Here is a 15,451-nt window from a genome sequence, read left to right as displayed (position 1 = left end):
CGAATTCTAGACTCGATTTAGTCTCCACTACCGCATGCATCCCGCCATGACACCCGAACTCGCATTGACGCATCTGTGGCAACTCGCGCACGGCGACCCCGACGCGCTCGCTCGCGTGACCGTGAGGGGGCAGGACCCGACACTGCCGTCGACGTTCCACGTCGGCACGCTCGCTGCCGCGACGATCGCGGCAGCCGGGCTCGCGGCGGCCGAATGCCATCGGCTTCGCACGGGCGTCGCGCAATCCGTCGACGTATCGGTGCGCGACGCGCTGGTCGCGTTCCGCAGCGAACGTTACCTGCGTGTGGACGACGGCCCGCCGCCGGAGCTGCGTCATCCGGTGACGGGTTTCTTCGAGACGGGCGACGGGCGCTGGATTCAACTGCACGCGAACTTCCCGCATCACCTGCACGGGATCCTCGACGTGCTCGGCTGCGGCGCGCAGCCGGCCGACGTCGCGGCGGCGATCCGCACGTGGGACGGCGTGGCACTCGATACCGCGCTGGCCGAGGCCGGCCTGTGCGCGGCATTGATCAGAACACCTGAAGAATGGGCGGCGCACGAACAGGCGCATGCCATCGCGTCACTGCCGCTGTTCGAGATCGAGCGGATCGGCGACGCGCCGGTCGAGCCGATCGGCCGCGGCGAAGCCGGCCAGCCGCTTGCCGGCGTGCGCGTGCTCGATCTCACGCGCATCATCGCGGGGCCGGTCGCGGGGCGCACGCTGGCGTCGCACGGTGCGCAGACGCTGCTCGTCAACGGCCCGCACCTGCCGAACATCGCGCCGCTCGTGATCGACAACGGGCGCGGCAAGCGTTCGACATGGATCGACCTGCGCGACGCGACGGGTGTCGATACGCTGCACGCGCTCTCGCGCGACGCGGATGTATTCCTGCAGTCGTACCGGCCCGGCGCGCTCGCGGCGCGCGGTTTCGCGCCGCAGGCGCTGGCGCAACTGCGGCCCGGCATCGTGTGCGTGTCGGTGTCTGCGTACGGGCACGCGGGGCCGTGGGCGAAGCGGCGCGGCTTCGACAGCCTCGTGCAGTCGGCGAGCGGGATCGCGTGGCAGGAGCAGCAGGGCGCGCATGCGGACGGGCCGCGCCATCTGCCGTGCCAGGCGCTCGATCATGCGACGGGCTATCTCGCGGCGTTCGGCGCGATGATCGCGCTCGCGCGCCGGGCACGCGAAGGGGGGAGCTGGCATGTGCGGCTGTCGCTCGCACAGACGGGGCGCTGGCTGCAGTCGTTCGGTGCGGTGGCGGACGGCCTGCATGCACCCGATCTCGCGGCCGCCGACGTGCGCGACCGGATCGACCGCACGGCGTCGCCGTTCGGCATGATCGACGCCGTGCGGCCGGCCGAGCGGTTGTCGGTGACGCCGCCGTCGTTTGCGTTTCCGCCCGTGCCGCTCGGCACCGACGAGGCGCGCTGGCTGTGAGCGCCGGTGGCGCGGCGACCGTTACTTGCGCAGCTCGACGACGAAGTCGTAGTAGTCGTTGCGGCAGTACGTATCGGTCAGTTCGATCGCGCGCTGGTCCGACGTATAGCCGATCCGCGTGATCAGCAGCAGCGCGTCGTGCGGCGCGATGCCCATCTGTTCGGCGATCTCGTCGGTCGCGTTGACCGCGCGGAAATGCTGGAGCGCGCGCACGATCGGCGTGCCGCGCGCTTCGAGATAGCTGTACAGCGAACCGCCGATCGCCTGCGGATCGGGAATCAGCGTGGCGGGGAACGTCGAGTTCTCGACGGCCATCACGATGCCGTCGGCGAGGCGCAGGCGTTTCAGGCGTGTAACCGATGCGGCGGGCGACAGCCCGAGCTGGATGACCTCGTCGCGGTTCGCGGGCTGGATCTCGCGCGCAATCCACTGCGAGCTCGGCTTGAAGCCGCGGCGTTCGAGCATTTCGCTGAAGCTCGACAGCCGCGACAGCGGATCCTCGTAGCGCGGCTGGATGAAGTTGCCTGCGCCCTGCGTGCGGCGGATCAAGCCCTGTTCGACCAGCAGCGCGATCGCCTTGCGCGCGGTGATGCGCGACACGCCGAGCGCGTCGGACAACACGCGTTCCGAAGGCAGCGCCTCGCCAGCCGTCCAGCGGTTGTCGTGGATCGCGTCACCGAGCTTGCGGGCGAGCTGCAGGTAGAGCGGCGTGTCGTTGTCGGGGTCGGGGCGCAGGTCCTGCCAGCGGTCGTCCGTGGGTGACTTCATGGGGTGGGTATCGATCAGGTTGCGGCCATTCTAAGTCATCATGCGGCGCCGTTATAGCCGGTTTTTGCCGTGCAATAGGCGGCCGCGGTGCCGATTGACTACACTGATGCGTCGTATTCCATGCTTCGGCCGCGGTACGCGGCCACGAATCCGCAACGAGGAACGCATGACAGACACGATCGCCACGGTCGTCCTGCCGGACGGCGAGACGATTCCGAAGCTCGGCCAGGGCACCTGGGAAATGGGCGAGCGGCCGGCCCGCCGCGCGGACGAGATCGCTGCGCTGCGCGAGGGCATTGAACTCGGGATGACGCTGGTCGACACCGCCGAAATGTACGGCGACGGCGCGACCGAGACGCTCGTCGGCGAGGCGCTTACGGGTTTGCGCGACGACGTGTTCCTCGTCAGTAAGGTCTATCCGCACCATGCGAGCCGACGCGGTGTCGTCGCCGCGTGCGAAGCGAGCCTCAAGCGGCTGCGTACCGATCGCCTCGACCTGTACCTGCTGCACTGGCGCGGCTCGGTGCCGCTCGCGGAGACGGTCGAAGGCTTCGAGACGTTGCGGCGCGCGGGCAAGATCCGTCACTGGGGCGTCAGCAACTTCGATACGGCCGACATGGCCGAGCTCGTCGATGAAGCGGGCGGCGACGCGTGCGCGACCAACCAGATCCTCTACAACATCGCGCGGCGCGGCCCGGAATTCGATCTGCTGCCGTGGCTCGGTGAGCACCGGATGCCGGCGATGGCATACAGCCCGGTCGATCACGGGCGGCTGCCGAAGCGCTCTCCGCTCGACGAGATCGCGCGGCAGCGCGGCGTGTCGGTGATGCGCGTCGCGCTGGCGTGGGTGCTTGCGCAACCGGGTGTCTTCGCGATCCCGAAGGCGTCGCGAATCGAACATGTGCGCGACAACCGCGCCGCGCTCGATTTCGTGTTGAGCGATGACGAGCGCGCGCAGCTGGACGCGTACTTCCGTCCGCCGCGCAGCAAGCGCGCGCTCGAGATGCTCTGACCGCTCGTGGCCTGGCAACGCGCCAGGTCAGTGGTTGCCTCCGGACGATCCGCTGTTGCCGTGGCCGCCGCCATTGCCGTGGCCAGCGCCGTTGCCATTGCCGACACCGTTGGCACCGCCATTGCCGGCGCCGCCACTGCCGTTGCCATTGCCATTGCCGTTGCCACCGCCGTTACCGTGGCCACCGTTGCCGCCGGCACCACTGCCATTGCCGTGACCGCCGTTGCTGTTGCCACCGCTGTCACCGTGGCCATTACCGTCACCTTTGCCTTGGCTGCCGGTGTTGCCGTGCCCGTTTCCATCACCGTTGCCATGGCTGCCGGCGTTGCCGTGGCCATTGCCATCACCGTCGCCGTGGCTGCCGCCGTTGCCGTGGCCATTGCCATCACCGTTGCCATGGCTGCCGCCGTTACCGTGGCCGTTGCCATCACCGTCGCCATGACTGCCGGCGTTGCCATGGCCATTGCCATCACCGTTGCCATGGCTGCCGCCGTTACCGTGGCCGTTGCCATCACCGTCGCCGTGGCTGCCGCCGTTGCCGTGGCCGCTGCCATCACCGTCGCCATGGCTGCCGCCGTTGCCGTGGCCGTTGCCATCACCGTTGCCATGGCTGCCGGCGTTGCCGTGGCCATTGCCATCACCGTCGCCATGACTGCCGGCGTTGCCGTGGCCGTTGCCATCACCGTTGCCGTGGCTGCCGCCGTTGCCGTGGCCGCTGCCATCACCGTCGCCGTGGCTGCCGCCGTTACCGTGGCCGTTGCCATCACCGTCGCCATGGCTGCCGCCGTTGCCGTGGCCGTTGCCATCACCGTCGCCGTGGCTGCCGCCGTTGCCGTGGCCGCTGCCATCACCGTCGCCGTCGCCGTGGCTGCCGCCGTTGCCGTGGCCGTTGCCATCACCGTCGCCGTGACCGCCGCCACTGCCGTCACCATCGCCGTGGCCACCGCCATTGCCGTGACCACCACCATCACCGTCGCCGCCGTGGCCACCATGTCCGCCATGGCCTCCGCTGCCCGAAGTACTGCCACCCGAAGTGCCACCACCGGAAGTACCGCCGCCCGAAGTGCCGCCGCCCGAAGTGCCGCCGCCCGAAGTGCCGCCGCCCGAAGTGCCGCCGCCCGAAGTGCCGCCGCCCGAAGTGCCGCCGCCCGAAGTGCCGCCGCCCGAAGTGCCGCCACCGGAAGTGCCGCCACCGGAAGTGCCGCCACCTGAAGTGCCGCCACCGGAAGTGCCGCCGCCTGAAGTGCCGCCACCGGAAGTGCCGCCACCTGAAGTACCGCCGCCTGAAGTGCCGCCACCTGAAGTGCCGCCACCGGAAGTGCCGCCGCCTGAAGTGCCGCCACCGGAAGTGCCGCCACCTGAAGTACCGCCACCGGAAGTACCGCCGCCTGAAGTGCCGCCGCCTGAAGTGCCGCCACCCGAAGTCCCGCCACCTGAGGTGCCGCCACCTGAGGTGCCGCCACCCGAAGTCCCGCCACCCGAGGTACCGCCACCCGAGGTACCGCCACCTGAAGTGCCGCCGCCCGAGGTGCCGCCCCCTGAAGTACCACCACCGGAGCCACCGTTCCCTCCGCGGCCGGTGCCGCTGGTACCGCCGGACGTTGCGCCGGTCGATCCGCCGACGCCAGCAGGTCCGACAGCACCGTTCCCGCTGTTTCCGCCGCTGCCGTTGCCATTGCTGTTGCCGCTGCCGCTGCCGTTACCCGTCCCGCCACCACTGCCGCTCGCACCGGCTCCGTTACCGCCGCCACCACCGCCCGCATAGACGTGCGCCGCGCACGCAGCCGGATTGGCGGCGCACGACGAAGCGTCTTCGACCACCATCATGATGGCGTCCGCGCTGGTGTCCGCATTGGTTGCGGCGTCAGGTGCCGCGTCCTGCGCGACGGCATACGAGCAGCAGCACGCGAACGCGGCTGCGGCCATCAAGGTCGCGCGATAGCACCGTCCCGCCGCGCGGAACGGCTGTCTTGTCTTGAGCATCATGGCCTCCCCATGCGCGCGATGCCTCGTAGCCGCGCGGCTAACTACGTGTGGTGCAGGGGGCCAGCAAAGATTCGTTGTCCTGTCGGCGGCCGATTGCCTTCGGACTGGCACGTGAAGCCAGCCGCGAACGCGGATCGGCACGCGGGCCCGCCGTGCGAATCCCTATCAGCGAGATTCGTGCCACCGGCCGCTTATGCCCGTGGCGCAAGGCGAGCGCATGCCCGCGACGGCGCATGCAACGTCGTCGCGGGTGTTTTGTTTCCGAATTGAAACGTCTGAACGATGCTCAGCGTGCGGGCGCGTCGGCCGCGCGTTGCCAGCGGTGGAACAGGATCGATGCGATCCAGCAGACGAGAAACAGCGCGACGATGCCGTAGCCGATCGAGCCGAAGCGTTCGCCGAGTGCGTCGAGCGCGTCGCGCACGGGGCCCGTCAGCGCCAGCTTGTCGGCCAGCAGGCCGGCCGCCTCGATCCCGCCGATCGCAAGCGCGACGGCCGCCGACACGAACGTGATGCTCGCGTTGTAGAGCAGCTTGCGCTGCGGATCGTCCATCGCCCAGCCGTACGCGTGAATCATCAGCACGTTGTCGGTCGAGTCGATCAGCGTCATGCCGGCGGTGAACAACGCGGGAAACAGCATGACCGTATACACCGGCAGCCCCTGGCTCGCCTGCGCGGCGGCAATCGCGAGCAGGCCGATTTCGGTTGCAGTATCGAAACCGAGGCCGAACAGCACGCCCACCGGATACATGTGCCAGCTCTTCGACACGAACCGGAACAGCGGGCGCAGCAGTCGCGACACGAGTCCGGCCGGGCGGTGCGCATGCATGTCGTCGTGCGCGTGCGCCGGCGCGTCGCGATAACGCCGCCATACGTCGCGCAGGATCATCAGGTTCACGCACGCGAGCACGAGCAGGAAGGTCGCCGACACCGCCGTGCCGATCGTGCCGCCAATCTCGCGGAACGTATCGAACCGGTCGCGCAGCGCGAACGCGGTCAGCGCGATGCCGAGCGTCGCGGCGATCACGATCGTCGAATGGCCGAGCGAGAAGAACAGGCCGACGGACACCGGACGCTGGCCGTCCTGCATCAGCTTGCGCGTCGCGACGTCGATCGCGGCGATGTGGTCGGCGTCGACCGCGTGACGCAGCCCGAGCCCGTATGCGATCGCCGCGGTGCCGAGCAGTAGCGGATGGTCGTGCAGCACCGCGAGCGCCCACAGCCAGACGGCGACGTTCGCGGCGATCAGGCCGGCATAGAGGGTCAGCAGGCGGCGCAGGGCAGGGGTGGGCGGCATCGGGACGGTTCCATCTGACGAATCGCGACGCATTGTGGCATGCGAAAAAAACGCCTGGCGTGCCGATCAAAAATGCCGCGCGTGGCCCGCATCGGTCCGTCCGGAGGACGAAAAAAAAGCCCGTCCGGAACCGGACGGGCCTGTGGCTGGGCGCGAACGCCCGGCGCTTACTTCGTCTTCGCGTTGATCACGCCTTCCGATACGTTGGCCGGTGTTTCCGCGTAGTGCTTGAACTCCATCGAGTAGGTCGCGCGGCCCTGCGTCGCCGAACGCAGCGACGTCGAATAACCGAACATCTCGGCGAGCGGCACTTCGGCGCGCACGAGCTTGCCGCCGCCGCCCGCGATGTCTTCCATCCCCTGCACGATGCCGCGCCGGCTGGACAGGTCGCCCATCACGTTGCCCATGAAATCCTCGGGCGTCTCGACCTCGACGGCCATCATCGGCTCGAGCAGCACGGGCTTCGCGCGGCGCATCGCTTCCTTGAACGCCATCGAGCCGGCCATCCGGAACGCGTTTTCGTTCGAGTCGACGTCGTGGTACGAACCGAACGTCAGGTGCACCTTCACGTCGACGACCGGGTAGCCCGCGAGCACGCCGCTCTTCAGCGTTTCGGTGATGCCCTTGTCGACGGCCGGGATGAATTCGCGCGGAATCACGCCGCCCTTGATCTCGTCGAGGAACTCGTAGCCCTTGCCCGGATTCGGCTCGAGCGTGATCACTGCGTGCCCGTACTGGCCACGGCCGCCCGACTGCTTGACGAACTTGCCGTCGACATCGGCCGCCGTCGTGCGCACCGTCTCGCGATACGCGACCTGCGGCTTGCCGACCGTCGCTTCCACGCCGAATTCACGCTTCATCCGGTCGACCAGGATTTCGAGGTGAAGCTCGCCCATCCCCGAGATGATGGTCTGGCCGGACTCTTCGTCGGTCTGCACGCGGAACGACGGATCTTCCTGGGCGAGGCGGTTCAGCGCGAGGCCCATCTTCTCCTGATCGGCCTTCGTCTTCGGCTCGACGGCCTGCGAGATCACCGGCTCCGGGAATTCCATCTTCTCGAGGATGATCGGCTTGGCCGGATCGCACAGCGTGTCGCCCGTCGTCGCTTCCTTCAGGCCCACGGCTGCCGCGATGTCGCCCGCGCGCACTTCCTTGATTTCCTTGCGCTCGTTCGCATGCATCTGCAGGATCCGGCCGAGCCGTTCCTTCTTGTCCTTCGTCGCGTTGAGCACCGTGTCGCCGGATTCGACGACACCCGAATACACGCGGAAGAAGATCAGCTGGCCGACGAACGGGTCGGTCATGATCTTGAACGCGAGCGACGAGAACGGCTCGTCGTCGCTCGGATGACGTTCCGCCGGCTTTTCCGGGTCGTGGAAGTCGTGGCCGAGGATCGCGGGCACGTCGACCGGCGACGGCAGGTAGTCGATCACCGCGTCGAGCATCGCCTGCACGCCCTTGTTCTTGAACGCGCTGCCGCACAGCATCGGCACGATCTCGTTGGCGACCGTGCGCTTGCGCAGCGCGGCCTTGATCTCGTCCTCGGTCAGCGATTCGTGGTCGTGCAGGTACTTCTCGAGCAGTTCCTCGCTGGCTTCCGCCGCGGCCTCGACCATCTTCTCGCGCCATTCATGTGCGAGCTCGACGAGGTTCGCGGGGATCTCCTCGTACGCGAACTTCACGCCCTGGCTTTCGTCGTCCCACACGATCGCCTTCATCTTCACGAGATCGACGACGCCCTGGAAATGATCTTCCGCGCCGATCGGAATCTGGATCGGCACGGCGACGCCCTTCAGGCGCTCGCCGATCTGCCGCTGCACGCGGAAGAAGTCGGCGCCGACGCGGTCCATCTTGTTGACGAACGCGATGCGCGGCACCTTGTACTTGTTCGCCTGGCGCCACACGGTTTCGGACTGCGGCTGCACGCCGCCGACCGAGTCGTACACCATGCACGCGCCGTCGAGCACGCGCATCGAGCGTTCGACCTCGATCGTGAAGTCGACGTGCCCGGGCGTGTCGATGATGTTGATCCGGTGTTCCGGATAGTTGCCGGCCATGCCCTTCCAGAAGGCCGTGGTGGCGGCCGACGTGATCGTGATGCCGCGTTCCTGCTCCTGCTCCATCCAGTCCATCGTGGCCGCGCCGTCGTGCACTTCCCCGATCTTGTGGCTCACGCCGGTATAAAACAGGATGCGCTCGGTAGTCGTGGTTTTGCCGGCATCGATGTGAGCGCTGATCCCGATATTGCGATAGCGCTCGATGGGGGTTTTGCGGGGCACGTGAACCTCCTGGTGGTTCGGATCGTAAGCGGGACGGCTGGGCCGGCCCGGGCTTGAACAAGCGAGACTTAAAGCATAGCGCTTGCGCGTGGCTTTTGCAGATGCGGCCAGCGCCGGCGGAATCAAGGCGGGCACCGCCGCGAAAGGGCGAAAAAAAAGCCGGCGCGCAACGGGCGGCCGGCTTCGGTCGGTGCGCGGCGCAAGGCCGCGGCGATCGCCGTTACTGGGCGTTCGGCAGGCCGTCGAGCTTCATGCCGGGCTTGATGCCCTTCGCCGCGAACCAGCCCTTGCTCATTTCGAGCGCATAAACACCGTTGTTGCGCGGGCAGTGGTTGTCGGTCGTCTCGGCCCGCATCTCGTCGATGTCGGTGATCGTGCCGTCCGCGCGGATGAACGCGATCGACAGCGGGATCAGCGTGTTCTTCATCCAGAAGCAGTGCACGGCATTCTCGTTGAACACAAACAGCATGCCTTCGTTCGGCGCGAGCTGCGAACGGTACATCAGCCCCTGTTCGCGGTCTGCGTCGTTCGCGGCGACGGCCGCGTCGATCACGTACATGCCGGCGCGCAGCTTCACGCGCGGAAACTCGCTCGGCTGCTTGGCGCCGGGCGGCATCTGCGCGCTGGCGGCCTGCATGCCGAGCGCGAGGACGGCCAGCGCGGCGGGAAACACGGCGGCGCGCGCAAGGCGGCCGAGCGACGAACGCAGGGAGAATTGCACAGCAAGGCTCCTATCTGGAAAACGAGACCCGCATGGTACGCGAAGCACGCGGGCGGGCACAAAAAGAAAAAGGCAGATCGCCTTGCGGTGACCTGCCTTTCAACGCCGTAAGAACGGCAAGACTGCGTGTTCTTGACTGCGTTATTACAACTAGCTTGCTTAGTTCGAAGCAGCTGCCGGGGCTTCGGCTTCGCTTGCAGCCTTCTTCGAAGCGTGGTGCTTCTTAGCTGCGTGGTGCTTCTTGTGCGTTGCCTTCTTAGCCGGTGCCGAAGCAGCTTCTGCCGGAGCAGCAGCAGCCGGAGCGGCCGGAGCCGAAGCTTGTGCGAAAGCAGCCGTTGCGAAGAGACCAGCGACCAGAGCGGCGATCAGTTTGTTCATGTTGTGTTCCTCAGCTTTAGTTAATTAACCAAATGACCCGGCATAGGAGTCATGACGTCTAACGGTGCCATCCACCTTTCGGTTGACAGACGCTCCAAGAAATTTCTCTTTGCGCTGCGGGCGCCGAATCGTATTCGAAAAAAACGTCGCTTTCGTGACGCAAACACGGGTTCGGCTGCCAATGCCGGATAGCTAAGGTTGGCATCTGCGTGGTTTAACGCGCGATCTTCGCAGGCGGTTGACGAAAAAGATGACGAAAAAATCGCGCGTCCCGAATCCGTCATCCGGCGTGCGCGAAACCGTCCCACGGCGCGCGCGGCGGCAGCGCGATTGTTTCGCCTGGTGCAATGCCGAGCGCGAATATATCGAGTGCGCCGATGCCGACGCGCACCAGACGCAACGTCGGGAAGCCGACGGCCGCCGTCATCCGGCGCACCTGCCGATTCTTGCCTTCGGTGATCGCGAGCTCGATCCACGTCGTCGGGATCGCCGCGCGGTAGCGGATCGGCGGGTTGCGCGGCCACAGCGTGTCGGGCGGTTCGATGAATTCGGCGCGGCACGGGCGCGTCACGTAGTCGCCGAGATCGACGCCGCGCGCGAGCGCCTTCAGGTCGGCGGGACCGGGCGCGCCCTCGACCTGCGCCCAGTAGCGCTTGACGAGTTTGTGGCGCGGTTCCGCGATGCGCGCCTGCAGCGCGCCGTCGTCGGTGAGCAGCAGCAGCCCCTCGCTGTCCGCGTCCAGGCGGCCGGCCGCATAGACGCCGGGCGTTTTGACCCAGTCGCCGAGCGACGGCCGCGTCTCGTGCGCGGAAAACTGGCAAATCGTGCCGAACGGCTTGTTGAGGGCGATCAGGTTCATGGCAGGGCGGCCGCCCGGCGCGCCGCGGGAAGCGGGGTGGGCGGTCTATGGCAAATGGCGGAATCTTAATGCATAATACGGAACGGCAAGTCCTCTGTCTTATATAAGACATAAGTGAGGTCTTGATACGCAGTGCCGCGCTTCGTGCCGAAGTGCCCGGTTGGGGCGCTAGAATAGCGGCTCGCTGTTGCCGTCACGGGGTGGCCATGCCGCGCCCCCGCCGCGCGCGCAGCTTCGACCAGCATCACCTGCTCAGCCACGTCACTGGAGTCGATCATGCCGTATCAGCACATCAAGGTTCCGGAAGGCGGTGACAAGATCACCGTTAACAAGGACTTCTCGCTCAACGTTTCCGATCAGCCGATCATTCCCTATATCGAAGGCGACGGTACGGGCTTCGATATCACGCCGGTCATGATCAAGGTCGTCGATGCGGCGGTCGCGCATGCCTACAAGGGCCAGCGCAAGATTCACTGGATGGAGATTTTCGCGGGCGAGAAGGCGACGAAGGTGTACGGTCCGGACGTGTGGCTCCCGGACGAAACGCTGCAGGTGCTGAAGGAATACGTGGTGTCGATCAAGGGGCCGCTCACGACCCCGGTCGGCGGCGGCATCCGTTCGCTGAACGTCGCGCTGCGCCAGGAACTCGATCTCTACGTGTGCCTACGCCCGGTCCAGTACTTCAAGGGCGTGCCGTCGCCGGTGCGCGAGCCGCAGAAGATCGACATGGTGATCTTCCGCGAGAACTCGGAAGACATCTACGCGGGCATCGAATGGGCCGCGGGCTCCGAGCAGGCTAAGAAGGTGATCAAGTTCCTGCAGGACGAGATGGGCGTGAAGAAGATCCGCTTCCCGGAAACCTCGGGGATCGGCGTCAAGCCCGTGTCGACCGAAGGCACCGAGCGTCTCGTGCGCAAGGCGATCCAGTACGCGATCGACAACGATCGCAAGTCGGTCACGCTGGTGCACAAGGGCAACATCATGAAGTTCACGGAAGGCCTGTTCCGTGACGCCGGTTACGCGCTCGCGCAGAAGGAATTCGGCGGCGAGCTGATCGACGGCGGCCCGTGGATGCGCGTGAAGAACCCGAGGACGGGCAACGAGATCGTGATCAAGGATTCGATCGCCGACGCGTTCCTGCAGCAGATCCTGCTGCGTCCGGCCGAATACGACGTGATCGCGACGCTGAACCTGAACGGCGACTACATCTCCGACGCACTGGCCGCGCAGGTCGGCGGCATCGGGATCGCGCCGGGCGCGAACCTGTCGGATTCGGTCGCGATGTTCGAGGCGACGCACGGCACCGCGCCGAAGTACGCGGGCAAGGATTACGTGAACCCCGGTTCCGAGATCCTGTCGGCGGAAATGATGCTGCGCCATCTCGGCTGGACGGAAGCGGCCGACACGATCATCGCCGCGATGGAGAAGTCGATCCTGCAGAAGCGCGTCACGTACGACTTCGCGCGCCTGATGGAAGGTGCGACGCAGGTGTCGTGCTCGGGCTTCGGCGAAGTGCTGATCGAGAACATGTAAGCCCCTTGCGGGGTGGGCCGGAGCGGTTCCGGCCGCCCCGGCGCCTACTGCCGGCGCCGGGGCGTTTCGTGGATGGCAGGTTAGTTGGCAGGGCGGTCCGGCATGCGGGCCGCGGCGCCGCGATGCGGCCCGGATGCCCTGCAAGGTAGAACATGACGGCCCTCGCAACACCACCGCCCGGCTGAGCCGGCGCGCCCCTTTCGCGACCGACCCGGTCGCTCCCCGCCGGTTACCGCCGGCGCTCCTCAGTCACAATTTTCACGTAGCAACGCATCGACCATGTCCACTTCGCCCAAGATCATCTACACCCTCACCGACGAAGCGCCCGCGCTCGCGACCTATTCGCTGCTGCCGATCGTCAAGGCCTTCACGCGCTCGTCCGGCGTCGCCGTCGAAACGCGCGACATCTCGCTCGCCGGCCGCATCATCGCGGCATTCGCAGACGTCCTGCCGTCGGAGCAGAAGGGTTCCGACGATCTGGCCGAACTGGGCCAGCTCACGCTGAAGCCGGAAGCGAACATCATCAAGCTGCCGAACATCAGCGCATCGGTGCCGCAGCTCAAGGCCGCGATCGCCGAACTGCAGGCGCAGGGCTTCCAGCTGCCGGCCTATCCGGAAGATCCGTCGACGGACGAAGAGAAGGCCGTCAAGGCCCGCTACGACAAGATCAAGGGCAGCGCGGTGAACCCGGTGCTGCGCGAAGGCAACTCGGACCGCCGCGCGCCGCTGTCGGTCAAGAACTACGCACGCAAGCATCCGCACAAGATGGGCGCCTGGAAGGCGACCTCGAAGGCGCACGTCGCGCACATGAGCGAAGGCGATTTCTACGGCAGCGAGAAGTCGGCGCTGATCGCCGATGCCGGCAGCGTGAAGATCGAACTCACGACGGCCGACGGCGTGAAGAAGGTCCTGAAGGAAAAGACGGCCGTGAAGGCCGGTGAAATCATCGATGCATCGGTGATGAGCCGCAAGGCGCTGCGCAGCTTCATCGAAGCGCAGATCGCCGACGCGAAGGCGCAGGACGTGTTGTTCTCGGTGCACCTGAAGGCGACCATGATGAAGGTCTCCGATCCGATCCTGTTCGGCCATTTCGTGTCGGTGTTCTACCGCGACGCGCTCGCGAAGCACGCGGACGTGCTGGCGCAGGCCGGTTTCAACCCGAACAACGGGATCGGCGACCTGTACGCGCGCCTGAAGGACCTGCCGGCCGACACGCGCGAAGCGATCGAAGCCGACATCAAGGCCGAATACGCGGTGCGCCCGCGCCTCGCGATGGTCAACTCGGACAAGGGCATCACGAACCTGCACGTGCCGAGCGACGTGATCGTCGACGCGTCGATGCCGGCGATGATCCGCGATTCGGGCGGCATGTGGGGCCCGGACGGCGCGCTGTACGACGCGAAGGCCGTGATTCCGGACCGCTGCTACGCGGGCGTGTACCAGGCCGTGATCGAAGACTGCAAGCAGCACGGCGCATTCGATCCGGTCACGATGGGCAGCGTGCCGAACGTCGGCCTGATGGCGCAGGCGGCCGAAGAATACGGTTCGCACGACAAGACGTTCCAGATCCCGGCGGACGGCGTCGTGCGCGTCACCGACGAAGCCGGCAACGTGCTGCTCGAGCACGCGGTCGAGTCGGGCGACATCTGGCGCATGTGCCAGACGAAGGACGCGCCGGTGCAGGACTGGGTCAAGCTCGCGGTGAACCGCGCCCGCGCGACCGGCGCACCGGCCGTGTTCTGGCTCGATCCGGCGCGCGCGCACGATGCGCAGATCATCGCGAAGGTCGAACGCTACCTGAAGGATCACGACACCAACGGTCTCGACATCCGCGTGCTGACGCCGGTCGACGCGACGCGTTTCTCGCTCGAGCGCATCCGCGCGGGCAAGGACACGATCTCGGTCACCGGCAACGTGCTGCGCGACTACCTGACCGACCTGTTCCCGATCATGGAACTCGGCACCAGCGCGAAGATGCTGTCGATCGTGCCGCTGATGGCCGGCGGCGGGATGTTCGAAACGGGTGCGGGCGGCTCCGCGCCGAAGCACGTGCAGCAGTTCGTCGAGGAAGGCTTCCTGCGCTGGGATTCGCTCGGTGAATTCCTCGCGCTGGCCGCGTCGCTCGAACACCTCGGCCACGCTTACCAGAACCCGAAGGCGGTCGTGCTCGCGAAGACGCTCGACCAGGCGACCGGCAAGTTCCTGGACGAGAACAAGTCGCCGGCGCGCAAGGTCGGCGGCCTCGACAACCGCGGCAGCCACTTCTACCTGTGCCTGTACTGGGCGCAGGCGCTCGCCGAGCAGACCGAGGACGCCGCGCTGAAGGCGCAGTTCGAAGGCGTGGCGAAGGCGCTGTCCGACAGCGAAGCGCGCATCCTCGAGGAACTGGCGTCCGCGCAAGGCAAGGCGCAGGCGATCGGTGGCTACTATCGTCCGAACGTCGACCTGACGAGCCAGGCGATGCGCCCGAGTGCGACGCTGAACGGCATCGTCGACGCGGTCGCCTGACGCGGGCCGCGCAAGCGCGCGGGCCAATGCGTGTGTCGGCGCGGCGGGTTTTGCCGTCCGCCGCCCGACACAAAAGAAAAACGCCCCGGACGCCCGGGGCGTTTTTCGTTGCTGGCTTGCCATTCAGACGTGGACGATTTCCCACTCGGCGATTTCGTGCGGCACTTCGAGCGTCGCCGTGTCCAGTTCGGACAGTTGCTCGCAGTCGCCGCGGGAGATGTGGTCGGCCGCCACTTCGGGGCACGAGAACGCGCCGAGCAGGGCGTTGCCGAACGTCGCTTCCCAGCCGCCGTTACCCGGCAGTATGTAGAACGACCCGAGCGCTGAACCAAAGCGAAATCCCTTCATTTCCGTTCTCCCTTTCTGATCACAAGCGATTCTGTTGTGCCGCCCGCCGGTTCGGCCGGCTGTGGCCCGACTGGCTGCTTGCGCCGGGTTCCGTATCGAACGTCGTGGCGAAGCGTCAGTGCATGGAACAAAGTCTACGTCCGCGACCCGATCGGATGGTGCGCGTAGAGCGGCTTCTCGAAACAAAAAATCATGTTTAAAAACATGATGTTATTTCTTTCATTTTGTATTGCGGAACGATTTTTGGCATCGCGAAACAGGAAATTTGTGCCCTGCACCACGAATTTTTACAACGCAGTGACTTGTTCCGCATCGTGAAATATT

At 66.5% G+C, this 15,451-nt stretch carries 12 protein-coding genes; 4 read left to right on the top strand and 8 right to left on the bottom strand.

Features of this window, described 5'->3' with window-relative positions; genetic code table 11:
• Nucleotides 1-46 precede the first annotated feature (46 nt).
• The gene (locus ACN22W_RS14090; RefSeq protein WP_419685079.1) at nucleotides 47-1,438 is read left to right on the top strand and encodes a CoA transferase; all 1,392 of its coding nucleotides are present in this window, start codon (nucleotides 47-49) and stop codon (nucleotides 1,436-1,438) included.
• 21 nt (nucleotides 1,439-1,459) lie between these two features.
• On the opposite strand, the gene ACN22W_RS14085 is transcribed toward ACN22W_RS14090, so the two are convergent.
• Entirely contained in the window at nucleotides 1,460-2,206 is a 747-nt protein-coding gene (locus ACN22W_RS14085; protein ID WP_047898842.1) for a GntR family transcriptional regulator, read from the bottom strand.
• A 166-nt stretch (nucleotides 2,207-2,372) separates the two neighbouring features.
• Here ACN22W_RS14085 and ACN22W_RS14080 point away from each other — a divergent pair, with 166 nt between their 5' ends.
• A complete protein-coding gene (locus ACN22W_RS14080) occupies nucleotides 2,373-3,218 on the top strand; it encodes an aldo/keto reductase (protein WP_419685078.1) in 846 nt (281 codons plus the stop codon).
• A 27-nt stretch (nucleotides 3,219-3,245) separates the two neighbouring features.
• Here ACN22W_RS14080 and ACN22W_RS14075 read toward each other — a convergent pair whose 3' ends face one another.
• From ACN22W_RS14075 to ACN22W_RS14050, 6 genes are all read right to left on the bottom strand, one after another.
• Nucleotides 3,246-5,201, bottom strand: a complete 1,956-nt coding sequence (locus ACN22W_RS14075) for a hypothetical protein (RefSeq protein WP_419687425.1) — start codon at nucleotides 5,199-5,201, stop codon at nucleotides 3,246-3,248.
• Nucleotides 5,202-5,490: 289 nt separating this feature from the next.
• Nucleotides 5,491-6,501, bottom strand: a complete 1,011-nt coding sequence (locus tag ACN22W_RS14070) for a HoxN/HupN/NixA family nickel/cobalt transporter (protein ID WP_419685077.1) — start codon at nucleotides 6,499-6,501, stop codon at nucleotides 5,491-5,493.
• Nucleotides 6,502-6,668: 167 nt separating this feature from the next.
• Nucleotides 6,669-8,780 (bottom strand): elongation factor G, encoded by a 2,112-nt coding sequence (fusA, locus tag ACN22W_RS14065; protein ID WP_129512797.1) that lies wholly within the window; start codon nucleotides 8,778-8,780, stop codon nucleotides 6,669-6,671.
• Nucleotides 8,781-9,000: 220 nt separating this feature from the next.
• Entirely contained in the window at nucleotides 9,001-9,501 is a 501-nt protein-coding gene (locus ACN22W_RS14060; protein ID WP_129512796.1) for a DUF192 domain-containing protein, read from the bottom strand.
• Between the two features lie 159 nt (nucleotides 9,502-9,660).
• Nucleotides 9,661-9,879, bottom strand: coding sequence for a hypothetical protein (locus ACN22W_RS14055; RefSeq protein ID WP_129512795.1), 219 nt, complete (start codon nucleotides 9,877-9,879; stop codon nucleotides 9,661-9,663).
• Between the two features lie 280 nt (nucleotides 9,880-10,159).
• Nucleotides 10,160-10,738, bottom strand: coding sequence for a pseudouridine synthase (locus ACN22W_RS14050; RefSeq protein WP_419685075.1), 579 nt, complete (start codon nucleotides 10,736-10,738; stop codon nucleotides 10,160-10,162).
• A 276-nt stretch (nucleotides 10,739-11,014) separates the two neighbouring features.
• Between ACN22W_RS14050 and icd the strand changes: the two genes are divergently transcribed.
• Together icd and ACN22W_RS14040 are read left to right on the top strand one after the other, a co-directional pair.
• Nucleotides 11,015-12,271, top strand: coding sequence for an NADP-dependent isocitrate dehydrogenase (icd, locus tag ACN22W_RS14045; protein WP_174390882.1), 1,257 nt, complete (start codon nucleotides 11,015-11,017; stop codon nucleotides 12,269-12,271).
• Between the two features lie 279 nt (nucleotides 12,272-12,550).
• Nucleotides 12,551-14,779, top strand: coding sequence for an NADP-dependent isocitrate dehydrogenase (locus ACN22W_RS14040; RefSeq protein ID WP_419685073.1), 2,229 nt, complete (start codon nucleotides 12,551-12,553; stop codon nucleotides 14,777-14,779).
• A 123-nt stretch (nucleotides 14,780-14,902) separates the two neighbouring features.
• Here ACN22W_RS14040 and ACN22W_RS14035 read toward each other — a convergent pair whose 3' ends face one another.
• Nucleotides 14,903-15,127: a hypothetical protein gene (locus tag ACN22W_RS14035; protein ID WP_006490888.1), complete on the bottom strand. Its 225-nt coding sequence runs from the start codon at nucleotides 15,125-15,127 to the stop codon at nucleotides 14,903-14,905.
• Between the last annotated feature and the right edge of the window lie 324 nt (nucleotides 15,128-15,451).

Source organism: Burkholderia theae (assembly GCF_048565265.1).
In the GTDB taxonomy this organism is placed as follows: domain Bacteria; phylum Pseudomonadota; class Gammaproteobacteria; order Burkholderiales; family Burkholderiaceae; genus Burkholderia; species Burkholderia theae.
The sequence above is the reverse complement of the archived record's forward strand: the minus strand, read 5'-3'. Positions and strand labels throughout refer to the sequence as shown.